The sequence below is a fragment of the Paenibacillus sp. FSL W8-0194 genome (assembly GCF_037969745.1).
In the GTDB taxonomy this organism is placed as follows: domain Bacteria; phylum Bacillota; class Bacilli; order Paenibacillales; family Paenibacillaceae; genus Paenibacillus_AQ; species Paenibacillus_AQ cookii.
This window is the reverse complement of record NZ_CP150205.1, coordinates 5,197,775-5,220,733: the sequence shown is the minus strand read 5'-3', so window position 1 is coordinate 5,220,733 and position 22,959 is coordinate 5,197,775. Positions and strand designations below refer to the sequence as shown.

Sequence of the window (22,959 nt, the reverse complement as noted above, 5' to 3'; positions counted from 1 at the left end):
TTACGATGATGGAGTGAACGAACGAAAATATTGTAAGGGAGGAAAACAATGAAAACATTCAAGCGATTGACGGGCATGGTCGCAGCGGGGCTGGCCGTTGCCGTGGCGCTTTCGCCGGTTGGCGCGTCCGCGGCAGCTGGCCATGGTGCGGGAACGAAGGCGAACATTCGGGAGATCAAATCCCTGACCTCGGAGGACTATAAAGATTTGGCTTTTCTAAAGCCGATATTAAAGGATAAAACCGTCGTCAGCCTGGGCGAGAACTTTCACCGGGTCGCCGAATACAGCAGCATGAAAACGAGGCTGATCAAATATTTGCACGAAGAGCTCGGTTTTGACGTCATTGCCTTTGAGTCGGGGCTTGGCGATTCTTTTATGACCTATGAAAACGCAGGGACGCTTTCGTCCAAAGAAATGATGGAGCGCTCGATTTTTCCGGTCTGGCATTCCAAAGAAACGGTGGCGTTGTTCGATTACATCAAACAGCAGCGCAGCAAGGGAAAACCGCTGTACCTTGCCGGTTACGACATGCAGTTCACGTCCGCCTATTTGACGCAGTGGATCGCGGAGTGGATTGCCGAGGTGGACCCGCAGCGGGGCCGGGATTATTTCCAATTCGAGCTGCAGGCGATGACCGATTATTATAAAGTCATAAACGAATATAACCTCGATAACGGCAACAACCCGAAAGCCAAGCAGGAAATCCAAAAGGTAAAGGATCAGTACGAACCCCAATACAAGGCATTGATCCAGTTCATCAAAGAGAACAAAACACAGCTTGCGGCCGCCTATCCGAAAAATCCGCGAATCGTCGACGTCGCCGTCAAAACGCTGGAAGACCGCATCAAGTTCATCGAAATGGGATTGTACGACACGAAAGAAAGCTACGAATTCAGGGACCGGATCATGGCGGACAACGTCGAGTGGTTAACGAAAGTGATGTACCCCGGGAAAAAAGTGATTTTGTGGGCGCATAACGACCATCTTGCGAAAAACACGTCGAAAATGAGCGTCAAAGAGCAGGGGGAATGGATCAACAGCTTTACGAGCATGGGAGAGCTGCTTCACAAAAAGCTGAAGGACAAGGAATACGTCATCGGCCTGTACATGAACAGCGGCAGGGCCAGCACGATTACGACGCAGAAGATTTTCCAGATCAAGCCGATGCCGAAGGGAAGCTTGGAGCAGCTGATGATGGGAAGCGGGTATAAGATCGCCTTCGCCGATTTATCCAAGCACCAAACGCCGAACAAAAACAATGCCTGGATGTTCAAGCCCATCTATGCCGCGGAGGACGGCATGACGTCCGAGATCATCGAACCGATGGCGATGAGGTTTGTGCCGAAGGAGCAATACGACGGCATTATCGTCTTCGATAAAGTCAAGGAACCGACGACGAAGTATTAATCCGATCGATGCCCGAATCAAGGTGCGAAAAAATGCTGCGCATCAAAAAACGCAAAGGGCGGCAGCAGGATGCTTCGCCGAGAGGAACAGCAAAAACCAGTCTCCATTCCGAACGGATGGGGGACTGGTTTTTCGTGTATCGTTTGCTGCGCTTTTCCTTATTCGGTTGGTGCCGCGCCTTGCCTTCCCGCGTAATGCGGCTCGCCCGGATTCAGGTCAATGACGACGCGGTGCGGGGCGGCCAGCGCGTATTGGTGCTCGCAGCGCCAGCGCATGTCCTCGGTGAACCCGATTGTTTCCCCGTCGCTGATGACGTCTCCCTGGTTAAACAGGTAATAGCCGATGTTCATCAAAATCCCGGCGACTTCATCGGGGTTCAGGTCGTAAAAATGGCACTGCACGTCCGGTATGCCGAGCGCCGCCAGCCCGACGGTATCCATCAAAGCTTCATGCCGCCCGCTTCCCGAACCTTCCACGTTGTAAAAACGGACGTTCATCGCACCGTACAAGCTTTCCCCCTCTTCAATGGAGGCCAGATACGCGCGGGGTTCGACCAGCTTATCGCTTGCCCGGAAATAGACCGCGTCGCATGGAGCGGTTTCGAGCACCGCCCGCAGCGCTCCGGTAAACAGCTCAAGCCGGGATTTCGGCTCCAAGCCGGATGCCATCATGTCGACGAGCAGCAGCGAGTGCTTGCATTCCTGCACCGTTGGTTCCGCTTCATGCCAATGCCAGGCCTGCTGGATCGCCGCGGCGTAATCGGCAGCCGGACGGCTTTCGATCTCCATCAGGCTCGTTTGGGCGGGCATTTCTCCTTCCGCATAGGGAACCATGTAGTTCAAATGGAAAAAGTGAAGGTGTTCCTTCTCGGCTGTTTCATTGGCCTCCCATACGGCCAGCCCCGCCTGTTTTTCCGATTCCGGGCGGTCCAATTTCCCGGTATGCCGTTCCATGTTGGCATAAAGCAGATCCCGATCGAGCTTCGGCTGCTCCTTATACATGAGTTCAACCGAATACACCCGCGCAAACCCGAAGTCTTGCTCTTGTTGAAGCATTTCTTTAGTGTCCAGTGTTCTCTCCTCCATTCCTGCGTTAAACTTCAGCATAAGGCATGCTTGAATCGGTGTTCCCGGATCAGCCCTTCCAATTGCATCCGGTATATCCAATACCGTGTTAGATGACATCAGGCGACAAGCAATAAGCTTATCATACTATGTATCCTTAAGGCGGTTCCATAGTACCATGTGCCCATAGCGTAAACGATGTTCGGCCATGAAACGAATAAACCGCCTCCCGTCAAGGGAAGCGGTTGTTCTTGTTCACCCAAGCATGCCCACCAGCAAAATGCCGCAAAAAACGACGATCGACGTGGCGATCCGTTTTAGTCCCTGCTGCTCCTTCAAAATGAGGATGCCGAGGAAGGTCGCGAAGACGGTGCCGATTTCCCGCAGCGGACTGATATGCGCCATCGGCGCCTGCTGCATCGCAAACAGGAAAAGCAGGTACGAGCCGGGGTTCAAAATAGCGCCGAGCAAAATCGTGGAACGGTTCTTGCGCCATTCCTGCCGGAGCTGCCGGGAGGCCAGGACAAGCGGCGTCAGCCCGAGCACGAAACCGATATTGGTCGCTTCGGATAAAGCCAGCGGGGACAGGTTCTCCAGGTTTAATTTATCCACGAACACGTAGCTGGTCGTACACAAGCCGACGCAAAGCGCGAGGGCAAAAGGTTTTAAGCCGTGCGGCTGGGCTTCGGCGCGTTTGCCGCCGAGTCCGCTGAGCAGGAAAAAGCCGCCGAGCATGCAGACGATGCCGATCCAACCGTACACGGAAAGCGATTCATGGAGAAAAAGGACGCCGATGATCGGAATCAGCAGCGTGCTTGTGCCCCGCATAATCGGATAGATTTGCGACAAATCGCCGAGCTCGTAGGTTTTGGATAACAGCCAGGAATACAGGGCTTGCAGCGCAACGGATAGCAGCAGCAGGCCGTAACCGCCCCAAGTCAGCGGATTCCGCCACAGCTCGGCGACCAAAACCGGGAGCAAAATGACGGAGGGGATCATCATGATCGACCAAAGGAAAACGCCTTTGTTCAGGCTCCGTTTCGTAAACATGCTCCACACGGCATGGGCCATGCCGGAAGCGAGAACGAGCAAAATCGAAAATACCATGGATGATAAGACCCCTTATGCTTTAATTTGTTCCGGATCCGGATGATGAACCGGCTGCTCGGCGACGACGGATCCGTCGTCCAGGCGGAGCCACGTGGCAAAATCCGATTCTCCGGCCGTCAGGCGGATCACGCGCGCGCCGCGCGGGAAACCTTCCCTGCCGTAGGTGTTGTATCCGCTCGCCCGTCCGTAACAAAGGCGAATGCCATGCAGTGTGCCGTAATAATCGTTGACGTGGTCATGGCCGCAAAACGTTCCGATGACGTCGCCCATTTCAAGAAAAGCCGTAAACAATCCCGAATTGACGGGAGCGCAGCAGACCGGCTCGAATTTATGCCCGTAACACGTCTGCGTGTCCCACACTTCCTGGTATTCCGGAACCGGGATGTGGAAGAAGGCGAGCGCGGGCACTTTGCCTGCCTTTGCGTCAGGATTCAGCCGCCGGGATTCCTGTACCAGCCAGTTGATCTGGTCCCGTCTCACCCAGTTGTAGTAAGGAACGTGCGGCAGGGGGGAGACATCGCCGGAATCGAGGAAATAAAGGTTAGCCGCCGGTTTTCCGTGCGCATCCAGCAGTTCGACGGTATAGTTGCCTTCGCCGGCAATCTCTTTCGGACCGGCCTCCGCGACCGAATGCTTGTGCTGCATGGCAAGCCGAATCAGCTCTTCCCGGGTAATGCGTTGTTCAGTGTCATGATTGCCGAAAACGACGGCCCACGGGATGCCCCGCTCTTCCACGGCGCTGACGGCTTCCCGGAAAGCCTGCTCCGGATTTTCGCATTCGGTATATCCGGGAGAAACGGGGCCGGTATAGATGACATCGCCGGTAAAGACGACGAGATCCGGCTTTTCCGCGTCCAACGTCAGCTCCATGAGGGCACGGGTCCGGTGATCCTCGGGTTCCCCGTTTTTCCAATGAAGATCCGTGAATTGAACGATCGTAAAGGTTCCGTCCGGCCGGAAGGATAATTGGCGGCTCATAGATTTGTTTCCTCCTTGTAAAAAATACATATTGTATTGTTGTTGTTTCATGCTTAAATTTGTTGTTTTCGTGTTGATTGTATGCCCGGCGTAAAATGTTGTCAATTCTTTTTTTCATTGTACGGCATTTTCCATAAAAATAGGGAGAAGCGTGGCCCGAAAGAACCGAGGAACTTTTCCTCGCCCTTCCGGACCAAGGAGCCTTTGTCGTTTGACAATGGTCGTGCGGACCGAATAAACTGAGGAAAACAACAACAAAACACATAAAAGCAATTGGGATTGCTTAGGTAAGGAGGAACAGATATGTCCCTAACCTATGAGGAGCGGCGCGAAACCATTCTTGCCGAGCTTGGCGCAAAAGGCAAAGTTCAGGTGCATGCGCTTGCCGGCATATTCAACGTTTCCACCGAAACGATCCGGCGCGACCTGGACCGGCTGGAAAAGGAAGGACGGCTGCGGAAAGTGTACGGGGGAGCGGTTCAAACCCGTTCGGAACGGATCGAGCCGACGTATCTTAAAAGATCCCAGATGCACAGCAGCGAAAAACGCGCGATCGGAAAGCTTGCGGCTTCTTTGGTGGGAGAAGGGGAGACCGTCCTGCTCGACAACGGAACGACGACGATCGAAATCATGCGGGAGCTGAAGGACCGGGCCGACGTCACCGTCATTACGAGCTCGGTCACGATATTGACCTGTGCGCTGGACGGGTTTCAAGGGAAAGTCATTTTTGCCGGCGGCGAGGTGAACATGGGCTGCCAAGCGTCGACGGGGGCCATTGCCCACCAGCTGCTGGATCAATTTAAAGTGAATAAAGCTTTCATATCGGCCGGCGGCATTTCGCTGGCGGACGGCATCACCGAATATAACTTGGAAGAAGCGTTGTTGTCGCGCAAAATGATGCAGCGGACCGAAGAAGCCATTTTGGTGGCGGATCACTCCAAATTCGGGGTGACGACCTTTGCGCAAATTGCCCCGATCGAGCAATTTTCGATGATCGTTACGGACCCCGGCTGCTCCCGGGAATGGATCGATGCGCTGAACAAGCTCGATATCGAAGTGTTGATCAGCGGCACCGGCAGCTAGGGAAACGGATTTTCAGGAAATGATTGTATTTCATCCGCGATTATGTTAGGCTTGAGACAATTCAAACGGACGGAGGGATACGTGTGTTGATTTTTTTTCCGGTTTCACTTTAAGCGAATAAGTGTATGCTTGAAGTCTGTGCTTTTTGGCGCAGTCATCGGAAAAGGATCAACATGCGAAAGGCCGGGTCTTGGACGACCGGCTCTATTTCGACGGGCAAGGATGGGTTATAACGAATATCCTGTTTATTATGGGTATAAGGAATGAGGAACCGAGCGTTTAACGTCCTTTATACCGAGCGTGCTTCTAGCGCATGAACAGGCAATGTTGTTTTTGCCCTTGGAAGTGCCCGGATCCCGTGTTTCATTCCGTTTTCCGATGACTGCGAACCGACACAGGCGAAAGCCTGTGTTTTTTATTTCGTTCAAATACGGAAACGGAGGAATATGAAATGACGGAACGGTTGATACAGACGCGCGGCGTCGATATTTGCACGGAAAGCTTCGGAAACCCGAAAGACCCTGCCGTGCTGTTGATTATGGGAGCTACCGTATCGATGATTGGGTGGGAGGATGCGTTTTGCCGAAACATGGCGGATCAAGGGAGGTTCGTCATCCGCTACGACAATCGGGACACGGGCCGCTCGGTGACCTATGAGCCGGGAAATCCCGGGTATTCGTTCGAGGATCTGGCAGACGATGCGATGGGAGTCCTGGATGCGTACGGCATCGAAAAAGCCCACATCGTCGGCATGTCGATGGGCGGCCTGCTGACGCAAATCCTTGCGCTGCGGCATCGGGAGCGGGTGCTTAGCGTGACGCTGCTGGCGACATCCAATTTCGCGCCGGGGCTGCCTCCGATGGAAGAGAAGGTGGAGCGGTTTTTCGCCGAGCAAGGAAACGTCGATTGGTCCGACGCGCAAGCGGTCGCCGCTTTTTCCCTGGCAAGATGGAGGGTGCTCAGCGGTCCCGGCCGAGTGCTCGACGAACAAAAAATAGTGTTTTTATCGGAATTGGAAGTGAAACGTGCCGTCAACCCGGCAAGCAAGTCGAACCATGCTTTTGTGACCGGCGGGGAAACGTATCTGCAGAGAACGCAGGAAATCGATGCGCCCGCGCTCATTATCCATGGCACGGACGATCCAATCATTCCGTATGCCCACGGGGTACATTTATCCGAAACGATCCCGAATGCGAAGCTGCTGACGCTTACCGGTGCCGGGCATGAGCTTCACCCCGACGATTGGGACGCAATAATTCAGGCGATCGCTCACCATACGTCCGGTTAACGGGACCATTAGCAGACGGCCTTACCTTAGACGAACGTTCTCGGAGAAATCATTAGAACCAATCACGTATCCGGATACCTGGCCCATCCGTTTGCCGATTTCGCCGGTGCCATGATGGCAACGGCATCCTGATGGTCCGGGTGGAGTTGGAATACGGCAATTACAAGGTGAGCCTGCCGATCGGGCAGATCAAATAGAACGGAATGAAAATCCCCTTGCGAGCGAACAATGTAGCAGGGGGATTTTTGCGTGATGAATTTGACAAGACCGGCCAATCATAGGATAATTGATTAGTCAACTGTTGCTATATCAACTAATGAGGTGATTCGGTGGGTTCCCACGTGTTCGACAACATCGGGGTTTTGATTCATACCGTGGATTTGGAAATCTCCCAATATTTAAAAAAACAGCTGGCTCCTTACCGGCTGGCGCCGGAACAGTATCTGGTCCTTGCGCTTCTTCGGGAGGAGGAAGGGCTGTCCCAGAACCAAATCGCCGAACAGCTTGGGAAGGACAAATCCGGGATCGCCCGGATGATTGCCAGTCTTGAAAACAAAGGATTTATTCGCAGGAGCGGCGGTTCCCAGGACCGGAGATCGGTTGAAGTCTACCTGACGGACCAAGGCAGGGAGCTTGGCCAAACGCTCGAATCCATCCATATCGCGGCGCGGGAGATATTAAGCAAAGGGTTGACGGAAGAGGAAACCTCGGAGCTCAGGCGGCTGCTCGGAATTGTGCGCAACAACGTGCGGCGGGTATAGCGGCCCGGGCTTGTGAAGCATACTAAACACACACAAATTGGAGGAATGAAGCATGAAAGTGATCGCGCTCGTAGGCAGCATCCGCAAGGACTCGTACAACCGGAAGCTTGCAGAGTATGTAAAAAACACATTCAAGGAACAAATGGACGTTGAAATTTTGAACCTCCGCGACATTCCTTTTTATGACCAGGATATCGAAAACGATCCGCCTGCTCCCGTTCAAGAACTGAGACAAAAAGTGGCCGCTGCCGACGCGGTTCTGTGGGTAACTCCGGAATATAACTACTCCATCCCGGGCGTGCTGAAAAACGTCATCGACTGGCTTTCCCGCGGCGACCGCGCTCTGAACGGCAAACCATCCTTCATCATGGGCGCTTCGATGGGGCTGCTCGGCACGGTTCGCGCGCAGCAGCATTTGCGTGATATTTTGTTTTCGCCGGGCGTCAACTCGCCTTTGCTCCCCGGCAACGAAGTGTATGTGGGCGTCGTGCACGAGAAAATGGACGATAACGGAAACCTCAAAGACGAAGCGACCGTTATTTTCATCGAATCCGTCATCAACAATTTCGTGAAGTGGTTCGACCGGCAGGCTGCGGCCGCAGCTTCGAAATAATCGTTTTGCGATTCAAAAAAATAAGGAAAAAGACCCTCTGCGGCAAAACCGCAGGGGGTCTTTTTGACGTTTCCGCAAATTTTGGGGCATAAAAGCGGAGCTTTCAAATATGGTATTAAAGGTTAGGCAGAAAAAGTCATCAGTCCCGGGAAGTATTTTTATGTCGAAATTGAGGATTTTTTAGAAGGATTTTCAAAAAGAATCGCGAATTAGGAGAGGTGCATTTTTAACTAAGGATTTTGGAGAATCCTGAACTTGGAAATTTTATATATTTATTTAGGGGGTATTTTTAGTACATGGCAGCTTTTATGATCTTGATTTATTTGGTAATTTATTTTGCCGTTTGCGGTGCATTCTTTCAGCTCGCGAAAAAGGCCGGAAGGGACGACATCGCCTGGTTTGCGTTCATTCCGATTTTAAACAGCATCTTGCAATTGAAGCTGATCAAGCAAAGCGCTTGGTGGGTTTTGATCCTGCTGGTGCCGATTGCGAACGTCGTGTTTGCGATCATCTGGCAGGTCAAGCTGCTTAACGCCTTCGGCAAAAACGGGGCTTATGTGCTGTTCGCCATTTTCCTGGCGCCGGTATACTTGATCCTGTGGATGGTTTGGGGCTACTCCAGCAGCACCGTTTATTATCTGAATAACACGCCTCCGGCGCACAACGGACCAACGGCTTCTTTCTAAGGGGATACAACAAAAACGAAGTAAGAACAGGGCCGCGGGAGGCCGAACATGAATCCCTGCACATGCACGCGCTGCAGCGGAAGCGCGGACGGATTCATTCCGGTAGAGCCTTGGTTCTGAGCGGATTTCTCCCGGATGAACAAGAGTTAAGAATGCACCGTATTCACGGCCGCTTCCAGCGATGGAGGCGGTTTTTTCTGTTCTGCGGCATCTGCTTGGCGGTTTGAAAAACTGGCTCCCTTTCGAATCATGTAGTATATTGAAATCAAATCGGGAAACCGGAGGGAAACAGCATGGCATTTGCGAACAGTTTCAGGGAAGGCTCCGCGCAAAGTTCGTATGGCAGGATACGGCGGCGGTGATTTGCAGCGGAGCGGCATCGGTTCAAAACCGCCCATTTTTTTGCATTAGGCCTAGAAGCCGTAGGTCATAGGGACTTTGCTGTTTATATCGAATTTGGATATAAAAGGAGCAGAGGCAACGTGAAATATATCAATGCCGAATCGGTTTTTCCCCGACGGTTGCTGGAAGAACTGCAGCAATATGTCCAAGGCGGCTGGGTGTACGTCCCGACCTTGAAACATTCGCGCACCGCGTGGGGAGAACGGAGCGGAAGCAGGGAAGCCTTGCGGAGGAGAAACGCCGAAATGAAGTCCCGGTTCTCCGGAGGGGAATCCATTGAACGGCTGTCATCCGAATACGGATTGGCCTACGACACGGTGAAAAAAATCGTATATTCCAAAATGTAACGTCACGGCCCGCCGACTTGTCTGCGGGTCTTTTTGTGCCGAAAACGAATTGCAGTGTTCTCGGTCTATTTTTTTTCGTCCTTCGCCCGTAAAATGGGCTTCATAAAGGAGGGGCCGCGATGAACGTGACCGTGGAGTTATGCGCTCCGGAAAACAAAGGAATCATTTATAATCTATATCCGCTATACATGCATGATTTGGCCGAAATCCGGCAGGAGCTGCCGAATGCGTTCGGCGTTTTTGAAGATACCGATGAATATCGAACGCTGCAGTCGCAGCAGCCGCTTTTTGATATTTGGTGGCAAAAGGAGCACGTCCTGTTTCCGTTTTTGATCCGTGTTGACGGCTTGCCGGCCGGGTTCGGGCTCGTCGCCACGCCTCCCTATCTGGTGGACGACAGCGAATTCATGCTCAATGAATTTTTTATCCTGAGGCCGTTTCGCAATCAGGGAGTGGGAGAACGGGCGGCGGCAGCCATGTTCGACCGTTTTGCCGGTCAATGGATGCTGTTTACGACGGAGGGGGAACGCAATCTTCATACCCAGCATTTTTGGAGAAAGGCGCTGGGAAAGTACACTTCTGGCAATTTTGTCGAAACGGACGAGATTTTGCCGCATTACGGCAGCGTTAAGACCTTCCGTTTTCGCAGCAGAGGAAAATAAATAAAAAAAATTAGATCTTTTTGCCCATTTGGGAAAAATTGCCCTTCATATATGCCCACCAAAATGACGATATAACAATCATCACAGTGCTGGTTGCTCAGACGACGCAATTTTGTGTAGAGACGATCGAGAACAGAATGGCGCGCCCTGAAAGACGGCAATGAAACTTCAAACATTAGGTGGGGTTGTGTACATGAAAAGAAGAAGCAGTCTCGTGTTCAAATCGATCATTGTCCTGTCGGTACTATTTTTTCTTATGGAAAGCATTCTTTCGACATTAAACAATTTTCGACTCCGCGACGAGCAAATGACCGGCCTGAACAATATTCAGTGGACGTTGAAAAACGTGATCGCCGAGGAAATTCCGTACATTGAAAAAGCCAAAACGCTTCTCGGTTCCGACGAGTTGATGAAGGACGAGCACATCCTGCTGATGCAGAAGCAGCTGGACAGCATGAAAAACAACGAAAAAGTGTCGAACAGCTACATTTATATGCCGGACGTGGAAGCAGCGGGAGACACCGGCAAAATGACGCTTATTCTGGGCAACAGCGAAATGTATCAAAAGGGAGTCCGGCCCGGTAGCGTCTATGAAGCCAAAGGGGAATTCAAAGAGACCCTGGATGAAATGAACAAAAAAGGCTTTGCGATTTCGGATGTTTATACCGACGAGTTGGGCGAATGGGTCAGCATCATCAGCGAAATCAAAGATGCCAGCGGGAAGAGAGTCGCCGTCTTCGGCGTCGACTTCGATTATGACGTGATTGCGAAAATGGAGCGCGACCGGACGATCCAAACGACGGTAATCGGTACGGCGCTTGCCGCTGTGTTCATCGTAATCGTGATCTTTATGGTTAGGGCAATACTGCGCCCGATCTCCCAGCTGTCCAAGCTCAGCATTCAGGCGGCGGAAGGCGACTTAACCGTCGTGGCCAACGTTAAGAGCAAAGATGAGGTCGGCGTGCTGGCGGCCAATTTCAATACGATGATCGGAAATATCCGCCATTTGATCGAAAACGTGCAGCAGACGTCCGAAAAGGTCACGCAGTCGTCCAAAGCGCTGTCCGCAAGCGCCGAACAGACCTCCAAAGCGACGGAGGAAATCACCCGCGCGATTCAAGAGGTTGCCCAAGGCTCCGAAACGCAAATGCAGTCCGCGCTCGAAAGCCAGATTGCGATGGAAGAGATGGCGGTCGGCATTCAGCGCATTGCGGAATACTCCTCGCGCCTGTCCGAGCATGCCCAGGAGGTCGCGCAAAATGCCGAGGCAGGCAACCATGTCGTGCGGCAGTCGGTTGACGAGATGCAAAGCATTAAAACGTCCGTGGCGGACACGATGACCATTCTGAAGGAATTGGAACAGCGCTCCCTTGAAATCGAAGAGATCGTCTCCATCATTTCGAACATTGCCGGCCAGACGAATCTGCTTGCGCTGAACGCCTCGATCGAGGCAGCCAGAGTCGGCGAACACGGCAAGGGCTTTGCGGTCGTCGCCCAGGAAGTCCGGAAGCTCGCCGAGCTGTCGGGATCGTCTTCCGAGCAGATTTCCGGCATGTTGAGCGAGATTAGCGCGTATATCAGCCGGGCTTCCGCGGCCATGAATGCCAGCATCGGTCAGGTCGAGCAGGGCTCGCAGTCGGTGCAAAAAGCAGGAGAGGCGTTTGGCGGGATCGTCGTTTCCCTGCAGAACGTCACCGAGCAGGTGCACGAGGTGTCCGCTTCCGCCCAGGAAATGTCCGCGGGCAGCGAGCAGGTGGCCGCATCGCTTGAAGAGCTGGCCCGGATCGGGAAAAACGCCTCGGGTCATTCGCAAAGCGTGGCCGCTTCGTCAGAGGAGCAGATGGCCTCGATGCAGGAAATCGCAGGTTCGGCCGCGATGCTGCAGGGCATGGCGGATGATCTGGAAAAAGAGGTTCGCGTATTTAAATTGAAATAACGATGGGAAAAGGGTCCTCTTTCGGGAGGTTCCTTTTTGCTGTTCGAGTGCAGCGGCGGCTGCGGCCGGAGCGTAACATTTGACGTTTCCGCCATAAGACGGTAAAAGCAGGAGATCGGCCGGTGATTGGCGTATCATTATCTTGGAAGAGACCGATTTGAGTTTGCCCGGACCCGACAAGGGGTCCGAATCTTGGCATTGAAAGCGGGGAACCAAAGTGAGCCAACAAGCCTGCAACATCGAAAAAGAAATCACAAAGAAGGTCACCTTGAACTATTTGCTGCATGTACCGCAAGAGTATGATCCGAACGCGGACCGAAAGTGGCCCGTCATCCTGTTTCTTCATGGCGCCGGAGAACGCGGCAGCGACATCGAGAAGGTCAAAGTCCACGGCATTCCTCACATTGCGGAACAGGATCCGTCCTTTCCGTTTATCGCCATCTCCCCCCAATGCCCGGAAAATTCCGATTGGGCGCGGGAAAAGGATGCCGTCATCGCCGCGCTGGACGAAGTGATGGCTGCTTACAACACGGATGCCTCCCGCGTATATTTAACGGGGTTAAGCATGGGCGGTTACGGCACTTGGCTGCTGGCGGCGGATCTTCCAGACCGTTTTGCGGCGGCCGCTCCGATTTGCGGCGGCGGAAGCTGGATGGATGCGTTCCGGCTGACGGACATGCCGATTTGGGCTTTCCACGGGGCGAAAGACGACGTGGTGCTGTTATCGGAATCGGAGAACATGGTCCAGGCGGTTCAAAATGCCGGCGGCAGCCCGATACTGACCGTGTATCCGGAAGCCAACCATGATTCATGGACAAAAACCTACGACAATCCCGAACTTTATGAATGGTTTTTGAAGCATTCGCGGTAATATAAGGACCGGGCCCTGATTCATGCCTCTCGGCACGTTTGGGCTCGTTCGAAGATTCGCAAGCCATCCGTGATGCGCTTGGAATTTCGAAGCAAGAAAGGCCGCGGCACTTTTGAATTTGCATTTCCGTATGAGAACCCTGCCGTCCACAAGGCGTGCAAAGGGTTCTCTTTTTTATGGGAGCGGCATGCGAAGGCTTACGGTTTTAAGGCGGAATCGGATATGATAGAGTAGATGCACATCTATTAAAACTCCGCTAGGAGACGATAGTCCAAATGGATACGAATCATATGATCAACGATATGGAATGGCAGAAGCTCATTGCGGACGTCGGCGAGCAGTTCAGCGAGGTTACGATCAAACGGGGCTTTCAATATTATAAGCAGGGTTTTGTCCGCGAGACCCGTCCCGAAGGGGCCGGGGGAATCGCAGCCGTTGTCGGGGGCGGCGAACCTTTGGAGGTTGTTGTCCAAACGGAGGCTTTATCCGCCAGCCGCTGTTCTTGTCCGGAGGGGAGCGGGTGCAAGCATATCATCGCCGTGCTTCTGGATTACGCAAGCCGGCAAGGGCGTTCCGTCCATGCGATCGTCAATGCCCATGCTACGCTGAGGCTGCAGAAGCCTTACGTGGCGCTGCCGGAAGAGGGCGAAGCTCCGGCGCGGACGGGAACGCGCCGAGGCAGCGCGTCGCTCAAGGAAAGGGCGCTGCGAATTCCCGAAATCAGCATCGCCGAGTGGCATGTTTTGTTCAAACAATGCATTACACCGCTGGAATTCGGGAGCCCGAATGCCGGGTACGCCCGAAGCGCGATAGCCGCCATCGAGTCGATGAAACCGCCGCTTTCGCCCGGGATGGAGCAGCTGTACGATCTTCATGCGCATTTGTTTATGCTCATCAAACTGGTGAAGCCCGCACATTCATTGCTGCCGGCCGCCGGCCACTTGGGATACCACGTGCAGGTGGCTGCGGATGATTTGCTGAAGGCGATGCGGGAGATTTTTGAATGGGGCATCCCGCTTGCGACGGAACCAGAGCTCTGGCCGCGGGTGACGAAAACGCTGACGTATTTGCGCAGACAGATGCTGACGGAAGCCAGAAGCCATCAATATTTATTCGAGGCCTACGACCGGCTGTGGCTGAAGTGGCTTCGGCCGCATCTCGGGGACGACCGGATGTACCGGGAAGAGCTCGAAAAGCTGAAAATCGCCGAAGAGGATTTGGGAGACGGTTTGTCCCGTCTTTCCTGGATGCTGGCGCACAGCCGGGTGTATTTTCTTATGGGAGAAGACCGGCAAGCATGGACGTGGCTGCATGGCGCAAGCAAAGCTTTTATCGTCCCGCACGGATTTTTATTTTCGTTTTTGGGAGAAATCGCCGAAGCAGGGGAATGGACGCGGCTGTCGGATTGGCTTGTGGTGATCGGACCGCTGCTTAGCGGCCACCGGAAAGAGCAGGCTTCCGATTATATGCGTTATTGGGGCATGGCCGTTCGGCATGCTCCGGAGTCGGAGGAACGAATGTGGCAGACGCTGGCCGGAATGCTTCCCCAATCCAAAGAGATGTACGAGGAAGCGCTGCTGGATTACGGCAAGTGGCAGCCGTGGATGGACATGCAGCTGAGCGCGGGAACCGAACCGCTGGAGCTCCGCGTCAGCGTCCTGCAACCGCTGGAGAAGGAGGCGCCCGAACTGCTGCTTCCTTTTTACCATCAGGCGGTCGAACGTTATATTTTGCTGAAAAACCGGTCGGGCTACAAAGACGCGGTCAAGCTGCTCAAGCGTCTCGGCAAGCTGTACAAAAAAATGAAGCGGGAAGAGCGGTGGGAACAGTTCCTGGATGCCTTCGTCGACCGCCATGGGCGGCTGCGGGCCTTGCAGGAGGAGCTTCGGAAAGGAAACCTGATATCATGAGTTCTTATTTGACGTACGCGGAAACCATCACGGTACACCTTCGCTTGAGCGCGCACGGGGATGCGCTGATTTTCGGGACGACCCCAGCCCGCCGGTACGTGCCCGGGCTTCAATTGAAACAGCGTTTGTTTGCCTGGCATGAAGCGTCTTTCTATGGCACGGATTTAGAACTCCGCAACGTGAAGGACGCGGAGCTAGTGGTTTTGCCCGCCGAGCAGGTCATCCCTTTTTTCGGGGAATTGAAGCTGCTGGAGCATGTCGCATGGGAATGGGATGAGCAAGCGGAGCTTTTGCTCCGGCTTGCACCGCCGCTCTATAAGCTTCTGCGGGAGCGGCGCTTCCACCCGAGCCTGGCCGCGGCTTTGGCGGGAAGGCTCGGGTGGACGTGGGACGAGGCTTATTTGAGCGCCTCGGCCCGCCAGGACATCGGCCGCAGCAGCGGGGAATTTGCCGAGGGACTGCGGGCTGCGTTTTCGGCCGCGGCGTTTCAGCAGCATTTCGGGACGGAGACCGCCGCCGCCGATTTGCGGCGGGAGTACCCGATGCTGTTTGCGCGGAGCGGCGCGATGGAGGGGCTCGACGAGGAAACGTGGCTCGTCTCCATCGGGTGGAAGGCCGATACGTCGCCGTTTCGGCCGCTGTTGCAATTGCTGGAGCCCGATGAGCAGCATCCCGCATGGCGCCTTCGGCTGGTGCTGCAGGACAAGCAGGACCTGTCCATGCTTGTTCCGGTTCGCCTTCGTACCGACGGCGGCATAACCGGCGAATGGCCGGCGGCATGGGCGGGCCATGTCCGGGACCGTGCCGCAGGTTGGGCGCAGAACTTGCGGGCCGTTCTGCCCGGATTGGCGCAAGGCGCGCAGGGCGATCTGTTCGCGAGCCCGCTCAACGATGCGGCGGCCTGGCGGTTTTTGACGGTTGACAGCCGCCGCCTCCTCGAAGCCGGATGGCAGGTGCTGCTGCCCGCCTGGTGGGAGGCCGCCAGCCGCCGCAAACCGAAGCTCCGCGCCAAAGTCCGTTCGGGCGAAGGAGAAGAGGCTGCCCAAGGAGGCAGCTCGTTGTTTGGCCTGGGTTCGATCATTCAATTCGACTGGCGGATCGCGATCGGCGAAACCCAGCTGACGGAAGGCGAGTTCCAGGAGCTGGTCGAACGCAACGAACGGCTCGTCCGGTTCCGGGGAGAATGGATCATGCTGGATCCTGTCTTGGTCAAGCAGATCGGCCAAATGATGCAGGGGATCGATCGCAGGCAAGGCATGTCTTTGCAGGACGTGCTTCAGCTGCATCTGCAAAGAAGGGACGAGAATCGGAAAACCGACGGGGAAACAGGCGAACCGGAAGAGGAAGCTTTGTCCCGCGTGGAGCTGGAGGTCGAGCTGAACGACCATCTCGAGCGGCTGTTCGGCCAGCTCGGGCAGCAGTCCGGATGGCCGAAGCCCCCTATTCCCGAGGGGCTGAAAGCCGAGCTGCGTTCCTATCAGTACGACGGGTATTCCTGGCTCGCGTTTTTGCGGAAATTCGGTCTGGGCGCTTGCCTTGCGGATGACATGGGTCTCGGAAAAACGGTGCAGTTCATTACGTATTTGCTCCATTTGCAGGAGACCGCCGCGGATCCGGGCGGCAGAAATCCGTCGCTGCTGATCTGTCCGACGTCGGTTTTGGGGAATTGGCAAAAGGAAATCGGCCGGTTTGCCCCTTCCTTGAAGGTGATGCTGCATTATGGAAGCCGGCGTGCCGACGAGCGGGGCTTTCGCGAGGCCGTCCGGCAGGCGGACGTCGTTCTGACCTCTTATGCGACGGCGACGCTCGATCAGGAGCTGCTTCAGGAAATGACGTGGGAGTCGCTTTGCCTCGACGAAGCCCAGAACATCAAAAACGCCCAGACCAAACAATCCGCCGCCGTCCGCAGTTTTCCTGCCCGGCATCGGATCGCGCTTACGGGCACGCCGATCGAAAACCGCCTATCCGAGCTTTGGTCGCTTTACGATTTCATGAATCCGGGATATTTGGGCAGCCTGAAGGCTTTTAACGTCCGGTTCATCCAGCCGATCGAAAAGGAGCGGGATGAGCAGCGGACGGCCCAATTGCAGAAGCTGGTCAAGCCGTTTATGCTGCGGCGCAAAAAGAAGGACCCGGCCATCCAGCTTGCCCTGCCGGACAAAAACGAGATGAAAACCTATATTCATCTGACCGCCGAGCAGGGGGCCCTGTACGACCAGACCGTCAACGACCTGATGAACCGGGTGCAGAAGCTTGAAGGCATGGCCCGGAAAGGAGCGATTCTTTCGGCGCTTACCCAACTGAAACAGATATGCGATCATCCGGTGCTGCTGACGGGGGAATCCTGGGAAAATGCCGACGAGGACGGCGACGAAATCGATACGCCAACGCTGATCGGCCGTTCGGCGAAACTCGAACGGCTGCTGGAAATGGTGAAGGAACTGCGCGAAGACGGGGAACGCTGCCTGATCTTCACCCAATATATCGGCATGGGCGAGATGCTGCAGCGCGTTCTGGGCCAAGAGTTGCAGGAGCCGGTGCTGTATTTGCACGGCGGCACCTCGAAAACCGCCCGCGACCGGATGATCGAGCAATTCCAGTCCCGCACGCTGCCGTCCGAAGCGCAGCCGAACGTGTTCATATTGTCCATCAAGGCAGGGGGCGTCGGTCTGAACCTGACCGCGGCCAACCATGTGTTTCACTTCGACCGCTGGTGGAATCCCGCCGTGGAGAATCAGGCCACCGACCGCGCCTACCGGATGGGGCAAACGAAAGACGTGCAGGTGCACAAGTTTATCTCCATCGGGACGCTCGAGGAACGCATCGACGAAATGCTCGAAAGCAAGCAGCAGCTTAGCGACAACGTCATCTCCAGCACGGAAAGCTGGATCACCGAACTGTCGACCGAAGCGCTTAAGGAGCTGTTTACGCTGCGGAGCGATTGGAGCGGTTGATGGATTGTATGACAATAAAACAGCAGGACCCAGATTTTGAATTAACGCCTGAGTCCTGCTGTGTTTTTTTTCAGCATGCCTCCGCATGCTCTTTCATTTTGCCATTCGTGCGCTTTCTTTTTTTCGCCAGATTGACGCCCGTCACCCCGGCGACGATCATGGCCGCTCCTACCCAGTGGTACCAGCCGAGCTGCTCGTTCAGCAGCAGCACCCCGCCGGCGATGGTGACGACGGTCGACAAGCCCGCAAACACGCTGACGGTGGAGGCTTCGAGAACCGACAGCGCGTAGTTGGACAGAAAGGACGTGACAAGGAAGGACAACACGCCCAAATAAACCATGTCGACGATAAACCCGGTTTCCTTTAGCGGCACGAAATAGGACGAGACCGTTCCTTCGGCGCCATGTTTGATCAGGGCGATCGCGTTAAACACGACAAAACCGAAAAGGATCATCATGTAGGTCAGGTCTTTCGGGCGCACCGTCCGCGTCAGTTTGCGCCCCAGCGTCGTATATCCGGCCTGGGACAACGCCGACAGCAGGATGAGCGTGACGCCGAGCAGGCTGGCGGAAGAAGAGCCGACGCCGGGCACCGCAAAAACGAGAATGACGCCGGCTACCGACAGCAGCGTGCAGAGCCGCTCAGCCGATCCGGTGCGTTCCTTGAGGAAAATCGCGGCCAGGATCATCGTGAATATCGGAACCGTCGCCTGCACGATGCCGGCTACCGCCGACGAAGCATGCTGCAGGCCGAAAGCCTGCAGGGCGAAAAACAGCGACGGATTAAGCAGCGCCAGCGGAACGACGGTAAGGAACGTTTTTTTCATCGCCTTCAATCGGGCCCAACCAGGAAAAGCCAACAAGGAGGCGGCAACGAACGAAATCGTGAAGCGATGGGCCAGCCCGTCGAGCGGATCGGCAAAATTAAGCGAATGTTTGACGAATATGGGCGAAAAACCAACGATGACGGCGTTGATGATCACCGCCAAAACGGCTTTTTGTTGTTGAGTCATGTTCATGTAAGCAACCCCCTGAGTAATAACGCGCGGCGGGAGAATCTCTGCCAGGAAAGCGGGCGTCTTATTCCTCCGGACGTGCTGAATTATCGACGTTTTTTATTCTAAGCGCTCGGCCCCTCTGCTACAATACCATTAATTCGGATCTGTACCGGTACAGATCGGCGGCGGAAGGCAAAAACATGGCGCGGATAACCGGCCGCTTTCTCCGCATTCCATTTTGGAGTTCTGATTGCATTGCCCTAACCGTATATTTATCAGGGAATGGCCGGCCGGCTGTCTCCTGCTAGGATGACGTTCAAAAGTTAAAGCGATTTAATTTTTGAGGTAGATAGGGAAAGGGGATGCACATGGGTACGTTTTCGTGGAAAAGGTGTCAAAAGGTTTTATCACTGCTGTTAGCCGTGTTCGTGCTGGCATTGCCGGTACAGGGAACATCGCATGCCGACGGCAAAGCGGCTCCGGTTCCGCTGGCGGAATGGAAATTCGCCTCCAATCCGACGGATTTGGGCGTGTTCCCGGCAACGGGCGGGGTGCACCAGCAAGCCTCGAATCTTCAGCCTGTCCCGCCAAGGCTTTTTTACGATTGGGACAATGATCTCAAAGCCATCCGTTATCAAGGCTGGCATCCGGAAGCAGGGAAGGAGAAATATTGGCTTGCTTCCCTGTCGACCAAGGGTTATCACAATATTGCGATTTCTTCCGTGCAGCAAGGGAGAGGGACGACCGGCCCGCGCGATTTCAGGGTGCAGTTCAGCACGGACCGGGAAAACTGGACGAATATAACGGGAAGCGGAACGAATGTGCCCGATCTGGTCCTGAGTCCGGATACGCCTTCCGTATTGAACGAGATCCCGCTGCCGCCGGCGGCCTATGACCAGGCGCAGCTGTATATCCGCTGGGTCGTCGTCACGGATACCAGCACGAGCGGCTCGACCATCGGGGACCGGGGTTCGAGCCAGTTGATCTCGATTTCGGTGACAGGAGAACCGAAAGAAACGGCTCCCGGTTCCGACCAGGAAGCTCCCAGCGTTCCGGGAAGCTTGGCGGCCGGCGAAGTGACGTCCGGCAGCGTGAAACTGACCTGGTCCGCGTCGACGGACAACGTCGCCGTCACGGGCTACAACGTTTATCGGGACGGCACCAAAGCAGGCAGCACGAACAGCGTATCCTATACCGATTCCGGGCTTGCGGCAAACACGGCATACAAGTACACCGTGACGGCCTTCGATGCGGCAGGGAACGAATCGGGCCCGAGCGCTGCGGTAAACGTGAAAACGTTGGGTGCAACTCCGCCGCAGGAGCAGGCCGTGCTGGCCGAGTGGACGTTTGCGAATTCCGGGACCGGAGGCGTGTTCCAGGCAACGGGCGGCGTAAATCAGGGCTCTTCGAGCTTCCGCAACGTCGGCGGTTATTTCGAGGATTACGACGCCGGCCAGCATTCGATCAGTTATCAGGGGTGGGATAACGGCAGCGGCAAAAAATACTGGCTCGCCACCCTTTCCACCAAAGGCTACGAGCAAATCGCGGTGTCCTCGCAGCAAACATCGTCGGGGACGGGCCCGCGCGATTTTAAGGTGCAGATCAGCAGCGACAACCAGAACTGGACGGATGTGCCCGGTACGGCGCTGAAAATGTCGCTGTCCAGCTTCAACTGCGCCAATGATTCTTGCAAGCTGAAGGAGGCCGCCCTGCCGGCAGCCGCCAATGACCGGGACCTGCTGTATATCCGCTGGGTCGTCAGTTCGAATACGAACACCAAAGGCAGCCAAGGTATCGGCAGCACGGGCTCCAGCCTGATCAAGGACATTCGCGTGACGGGAAAAACGCAAGGAAACGGACCGGGAGAAACGCCGACGACCGTCCTGAGCCAATCGCCGAAACCGGGCGAAAGCAGCGTGCTTCCATCCGCTCCGGTAACGGTCACGTTCAACAAGGCGATTTCCTTGAACGCGGGTTCTGGCGTCAGCATCACGGACAAAAACAATAACCCGCTCGGGTCCGTAACCGCTGAGGTCGTCAACGGCAATACGTTGAACATTAAACACCCGGCCTTTGCTTACGGTCAAACCTACACGGTCAAAGTGCCGAAGGAATTGGTAAGGGGCAGGGATGACCAGGTTCCGTTGTCCCAGGATCTGTCGTGGAGCTTTGCGATCCAAAATACGCAAGGCACGGCGGTCGTGCCGAAGCTGATCAACATGACTTTGAACGGGGACGCCAAAACCAGCCGTTCCTTTACCTGGTATACCGATGTGACGACGCCGTCCGTCGTGCAGGTCGTCGAGGCTTCAAAGGCTGCGGGAGGCGGCTTCCCGGAACAGGAGGCGTTGACGTTCCAAGGGACGACCGAGGAAGTTCAAACCTATCTCACCAAAGCGGACCGGACCGCGAACAAGAAAAAGAAATTTTACAGCCATAAAGCGACGGCGGCCGGGCTGGTGCCGGGAACGGCGTACAAATACCGCGTCGGCAGCGGCGCGGCGGACAGCTGGAGCGCGGTGGGCAGCTTTACGACGGACGCGGCGGGAGCCCAGCCGTTCCACTTCATCGTCGGTTCCGATTCGCAGGCTTCCAGCAAAACGGATTTCGAGCCGTGGGCGGATACGTTCAAGAAAGCCGTGCAAACGATCGGCAACCCGAAATTCCTCATCAATGCGGGAGATTTGGTCGATAACGGCGACCTCGAGGAGCAGTGGCAGTGGATGCTGGGGGTTGCGCAGGACCAGCTGCTGAACGTGCCGATCGTTCCGGTGCTTGGCGGCCACGAGGTGCAGGATTACGACGGCGACGAGACGACGCCGAACTCGAACTTCTATCATCACTTCAATCTGCCGAAGCAGGTGGTCGCAAATACGCATGACGGTTCGGTATACTCCTTTGAGTACGGCGACGCGCTGTTCCTGGTGTTCAACTCCCAATATGCCGGGGAGCTTGCAAGCAACGGCAAAGACATCAAGGAGCAGGATCCGCAGTTTGCCGATCAGGTCGAATGGATGAAATACGTCGTCGCCAAAAGCAACGCCAAATGGAAATTCGTCGCCTTCCACAAAGGGCCGTATTCTGCGGGCGACAATGCCGGGGAGTGGGAGGACGACCGGGTCCAGTTTTATAAAAAGGTGCTCGTTCCCGCCTTTGACGAAATGGGCATCGACATGGTGTTCGAAGCGCATGACCATATGTACATGAGATCGTACCAAATGCTTGATGACAAGGTGGTCCCGACCAGCCAAATCACGTACGATGCAGAGGGCAATGCCGTCAACCCGAAAGGGACGGTGTACCTGATGTCCAACGCGCTCGGGGATAAGTTCTATACGAAATATCCGGGGTATAACGATTATTTCGCGGCGATCGACGCCCAGCCGAACAAAAAGATGTTCACGGACGTGTCCGTTTCCGGCGACGTGCTGAAAATGAAAGCTTACACCGCGGCCAAAAAAGACGAAAAGCCGGGCGACAACGGCGTGAAGCTGTACGATCAATACGGCATCAAGCGGACGGATACGAAGCCGGCCAAGGTACAAAACGCGGCGGTGCAATACAGCGGCGGCAAAGCCGTCCTATCATGGAAAGCGCCGTCTTCGAGCAGCGAGCCCGTTCGAGGTTTCCGCATTTACGAGAAAAACGGCAAAATCAAACCGTATTGGAACGCGTACGTGAAAGCCGAAGCGGGCAAAACCGACTACAGCTTTTCGGTCGGAAACATCAAGGCATCGGAAACCTACGAGTTCGTGATCCGCGCGGTCGGCAGCCGAATCAATTCCGATCCGGTCGAAGTGCGGTTGAATTAGGGGAAGAAGAGATCGGGCCAAATTATACGAACATGTCGAAAACCCGGGGCTTGCGCCCCGGGTTTTTCCGTGCAAGTG

At 55.1% G+C, this 22,959-nt stretch carries 17 protein-coding genes; 13 read left to right on the top strand and 4 right to left on the bottom strand.

What is annotated here, in order from left to right:
- Window positions 1-48 precede the first annotated feature (48 nt).
- Complete coding sequence (locus MKY58_RS24115) at window positions 49-1,407, top strand: erythromycin esterase family protein (protein ID WP_339322426.1); 1,359 nt, start codon at window positions 49-51, stop codon at window positions 1,405-1,407.
- A 158-nt stretch (window positions 1,408-1,565) separates the two neighbouring features.
- Here the strand turns inward: MKY58_RS24115 and MKY58_RS24110 are convergent, their stop codons facing one another.
- The 3 genes from MKY58_RS24110 to MKY58_RS24100 form a co-directional block, all read right to left on the bottom strand.
- On the bottom strand, window positions 1,566-2,492 hold the full coding sequence (locus tag MKY58_RS24110; RefSeq protein ID WP_339322425.1) for a DUF4261 domain-containing protein: 927 nt from the start codon (window positions 2,490-2,492) through the stop codon (window positions 1,566-1,568).
- Window positions 2,493-2,726: 234 nt separating this feature from the next.
- Window positions 2,727-3,578 carry a GRP family sugar transporter gene (locus tag MKY58_RS24105; RefSeq protein ID WP_339322424.1) on the bottom strand — a complete coding sequence of 284 codons (852 nt, stop codon included), beginning with the start codon at window positions 3,576-3,578 and terminating at the stop codon, window positions 2,727-2,729.
- A gap of 15 nt (window positions 3,579-3,593) precedes the next feature.
- The gene (locus MKY58_RS24100; RefSeq protein ID WP_339322423.1) at window positions 3,594-4,559 is read right to left on the bottom strand and encodes a metallophosphoesterase family protein; all 966 of its coding nucleotides are present in this window, start codon (window positions 4,557-4,559) and stop codon (window positions 3,594-3,596) included.
- Window positions 4,560-4,862: 303 nt separating this feature from the next.
- Here MKY58_RS24100 and MKY58_RS24095 point away from each other — a divergent pair, with 303 nt between their 5' ends.
- The 11 genes from MKY58_RS24095 to MKY58_RS24045 all read left to right on the top strand — a co-directional run bounded on the left by MKY58_RS24095 (window position 4,863) and on the right by MKY58_RS24045 (window position 18,072).
- A complete protein-coding gene (locus tag MKY58_RS24095; protein ID WP_339322422.1) occupies window positions 4,863-5,642 on the top strand; it encodes a DeoR/GlpR family DNA-binding transcription regulator in 780 nt (259 codons plus the stop codon).
- Window positions 5,643-6,093: 451 nt separating this feature from the next.
- Window positions 6,094-6,930, top strand: coding sequence for an alpha/beta hydrolase (locus MKY58_RS24090; protein ID WP_339322421.1), 837 nt, complete (start codon window positions 6,094-6,096; stop codon window positions 6,928-6,930).
- Window positions 6,931-7,259: 329 nt separating this feature from the next.
- On the top strand, window positions 7,260-7,691 hold the full coding sequence (locus tag MKY58_RS24085; RefSeq protein WP_036715011.1) for a MarR family transcriptional regulator: 432 nt from the start codon (window positions 7,260-7,262) through the stop codon (window positions 7,689-7,691).
- A 52-nt stretch (window positions 7,692-7,743) separates the two neighbouring features.
- Window positions 7,744-8,304, top strand: a complete 561-nt coding sequence (locus tag MKY58_RS24080) for an NADPH-dependent FMN reductase (protein WP_036715010.1) — start codon at window positions 7,744-7,746, stop codon at window positions 8,302-8,304.
- A gap of 296 nt (window positions 8,305-8,600) precedes the next feature.
- Window positions 8,601-8,990 carry a DUF5684 domain-containing protein gene (locus tag MKY58_RS24075; protein ID WP_339322420.1) on the top strand — a complete coding sequence of 130 codons (390 nt, stop codon included), beginning with the start codon at window positions 8,601-8,603 and terminating at the stop codon, window positions 8,988-8,990.
- Between the two features lie 482 nt (window positions 8,991-9,472).
- Window positions 9,473-9,739 carry a CD3324 family protein gene (locus MKY58_RS24070; protein WP_339322419.1) on the top strand — a complete coding sequence of 89 codons (267 nt, stop codon included), beginning with the start codon at window positions 9,473-9,475 and terminating at the stop codon, window positions 9,737-9,739.
- Window positions 9,740-9,858: 119 nt separating this feature from the next.
- Window positions 9,859-10,401 (top strand): GNAT family N-acetyltransferase, encoded by a 543-nt coding sequence (locus MKY58_RS24065; RefSeq protein ID WP_339322418.1) that lies wholly within the window; start codon window positions 9,859-9,861, stop codon window positions 10,399-10,401.
- Between the two features lie 193 nt (window positions 10,402-10,594).
- Window positions 10,595-12,337, top strand: a complete 1,743-nt coding sequence (locus MKY58_RS24060) for a methyl-accepting chemotaxis protein (protein ID WP_339322417.1) — start codon at window positions 10,595-10,597, stop codon at window positions 12,335-12,337.
- Window positions 12,338-12,554: 217 nt separating this feature from the next.
- On the top strand, window positions 12,555-13,208 hold the full coding sequence (locus MKY58_RS24055) for a prolyl oligopeptidase family serine peptidase (RefSeq protein ID WP_339322416.1): 654 nt from the start codon (window positions 12,555-12,557) through the stop codon (window positions 13,206-13,208).
- 275 nt (window positions 13,209-13,483) lie between these two features.
- Window positions 13,484-15,118, top strand: coding sequence for an SWIM zinc finger family protein (locus tag MKY58_RS24050; RefSeq protein WP_339322415.1), 1,635 nt, complete (start codon window positions 13,484-13,486; stop codon window positions 15,116-15,118).
- Window positions 15,115-18,072, top strand: coding sequence for a DEAD/DEAH box helicase (locus tag MKY58_RS24045; protein ID WP_339322414.1), 2,958 nt, complete (start codon window positions 15,115-15,117; stop codon window positions 18,070-18,072). The genes MKY58_RS24050 and MKY58_RS24045 overlap by 4 nt, the downstream gene beginning before the upstream one ends.
- A gap of 70 nt (window positions 18,073-18,142) precedes the next feature.
- Here MKY58_RS24045 and MKY58_RS24040 read toward each other — a convergent pair whose 3' ends face one another.
- Window positions 18,143-19,090: a DMT family transporter gene (locus MKY58_RS24040; RefSeq protein ID WP_339322413.1), complete on the bottom strand. Its 948-nt coding sequence runs from the start codon at window positions 19,088-19,090 to the stop codon at window positions 18,143-18,145.
- A 347-nt stretch (window positions 19,091-19,437) separates the two neighbouring features.
- Between MKY58_RS24040 and MKY58_RS24035 the strand changes: the two genes are divergently transcribed.
- Complete coding sequence (locus MKY58_RS24035; protein ID WP_339322412.1) at window positions 19,438-22,881, top strand: fibronectin type III domain-containing protein; 3,444 nt, start codon at window positions 19,438-19,440, stop codon at window positions 22,879-22,881.
- Window positions 22,882-22,959 lie beyond the last annotated feature (78 nt).

Excerpts from the sequence above, each read along its gene's own strand:
- MKY58_RS24105 (WP_339322424.1), bottom strand. The coding sequence starts at position 3,578 with ATGGTATTTTCGATTTTGCTCGTTCTCGCTTCCGGCATGGCCCATGCC.
- MKY58_RS24095 (WP_339322422.1), top strand. The coding sequence starts at position 4,863 with ATGTCCCTAACCTATGAGGAGCGGCGCGAAACCATTCTTGCCGAGCTT.
- MKY58_RS24045 (WP_339322414.1), top strand. The coding sequence starts at position 15,115 with ATGAGTTCTTATTTGACGTACGCGGAAACCATCACGGTACACCTTCGC.
- MKY58_RS24065 (WP_339322418.1), top strand. The coding sequence starts at position 9,859 with ATGAACGTGACCGTGGAGTTATGCGCTCCGGAAAACAAAGGAATCATT.
- MKY58_RS24100 (WP_339322423.1), bottom strand. The coding sequence starts at position 4,559 with ATGAGCCGCCAATTATCCTTCCGGCCGGACGGAACCTTTACGATCGTT.
- MKY58_RS24110 (WP_339322425.1), bottom strand. The coding sequence starts at position 2,492 with ATGGAGGAGAGAACACTGGACACTAAAGAAATGCTTCAACAAGAGCAA.
- MKY58_RS24050 (WP_339322415.1), top strand. The coding sequence starts at position 13,484 with ATGGATACGAATCATATGATCAACGATATGGAATGGCAGAAGCTCATT.
- MKY58_RS24090 (WP_339322421.1), top strand. The coding sequence starts at position 6,094 with ATGACGGAACGGTTGATACAGACGCGCGGCGTCGATATTTGCACGGAA.
- MKY58_RS24035 (WP_339322412.1), top strand. The coding sequence starts at position 19,438 with ATGGGTACGTTTTCGTGGAAAAGGTGTCAAAAGGTTTTATCACTGCTG.
- MKY58_RS24115 (WP_339322426.1), top strand. The coding sequence starts at position 49 with ATGAAAACATTCAAGCGATTGACGGGCATGGTCGCAGCGGGGCTGGCC.
- MKY58_RS24080 (WP_036715010.1), top strand. The coding sequence starts at position 7,744 with ATGAAAGTGATCGCGCTCGTAGGCAGCATCCGCAAGGACTCGTACAAC.
- MKY58_RS24060 (WP_339322417.1), top strand. The coding sequence starts at position 10,595 with ATGAAAAGAAGAAGCAGTCTCGTGTTCAAATCGATCATTGTCCTGTCG.
- MKY58_RS24040 (WP_339322413.1), bottom strand. The coding sequence starts at position 19,090 with ATGAACATGACTCAACAACAAAAAGCCGTTTTGGCGGTGATCATCAAC.
- MKY58_RS24075 (WP_339322420.1), top strand. The coding sequence starts at position 8,601 with ATGGCAGCTTTTATGATCTTGATTTATTTGGTAATTTATTTTGCCGTT.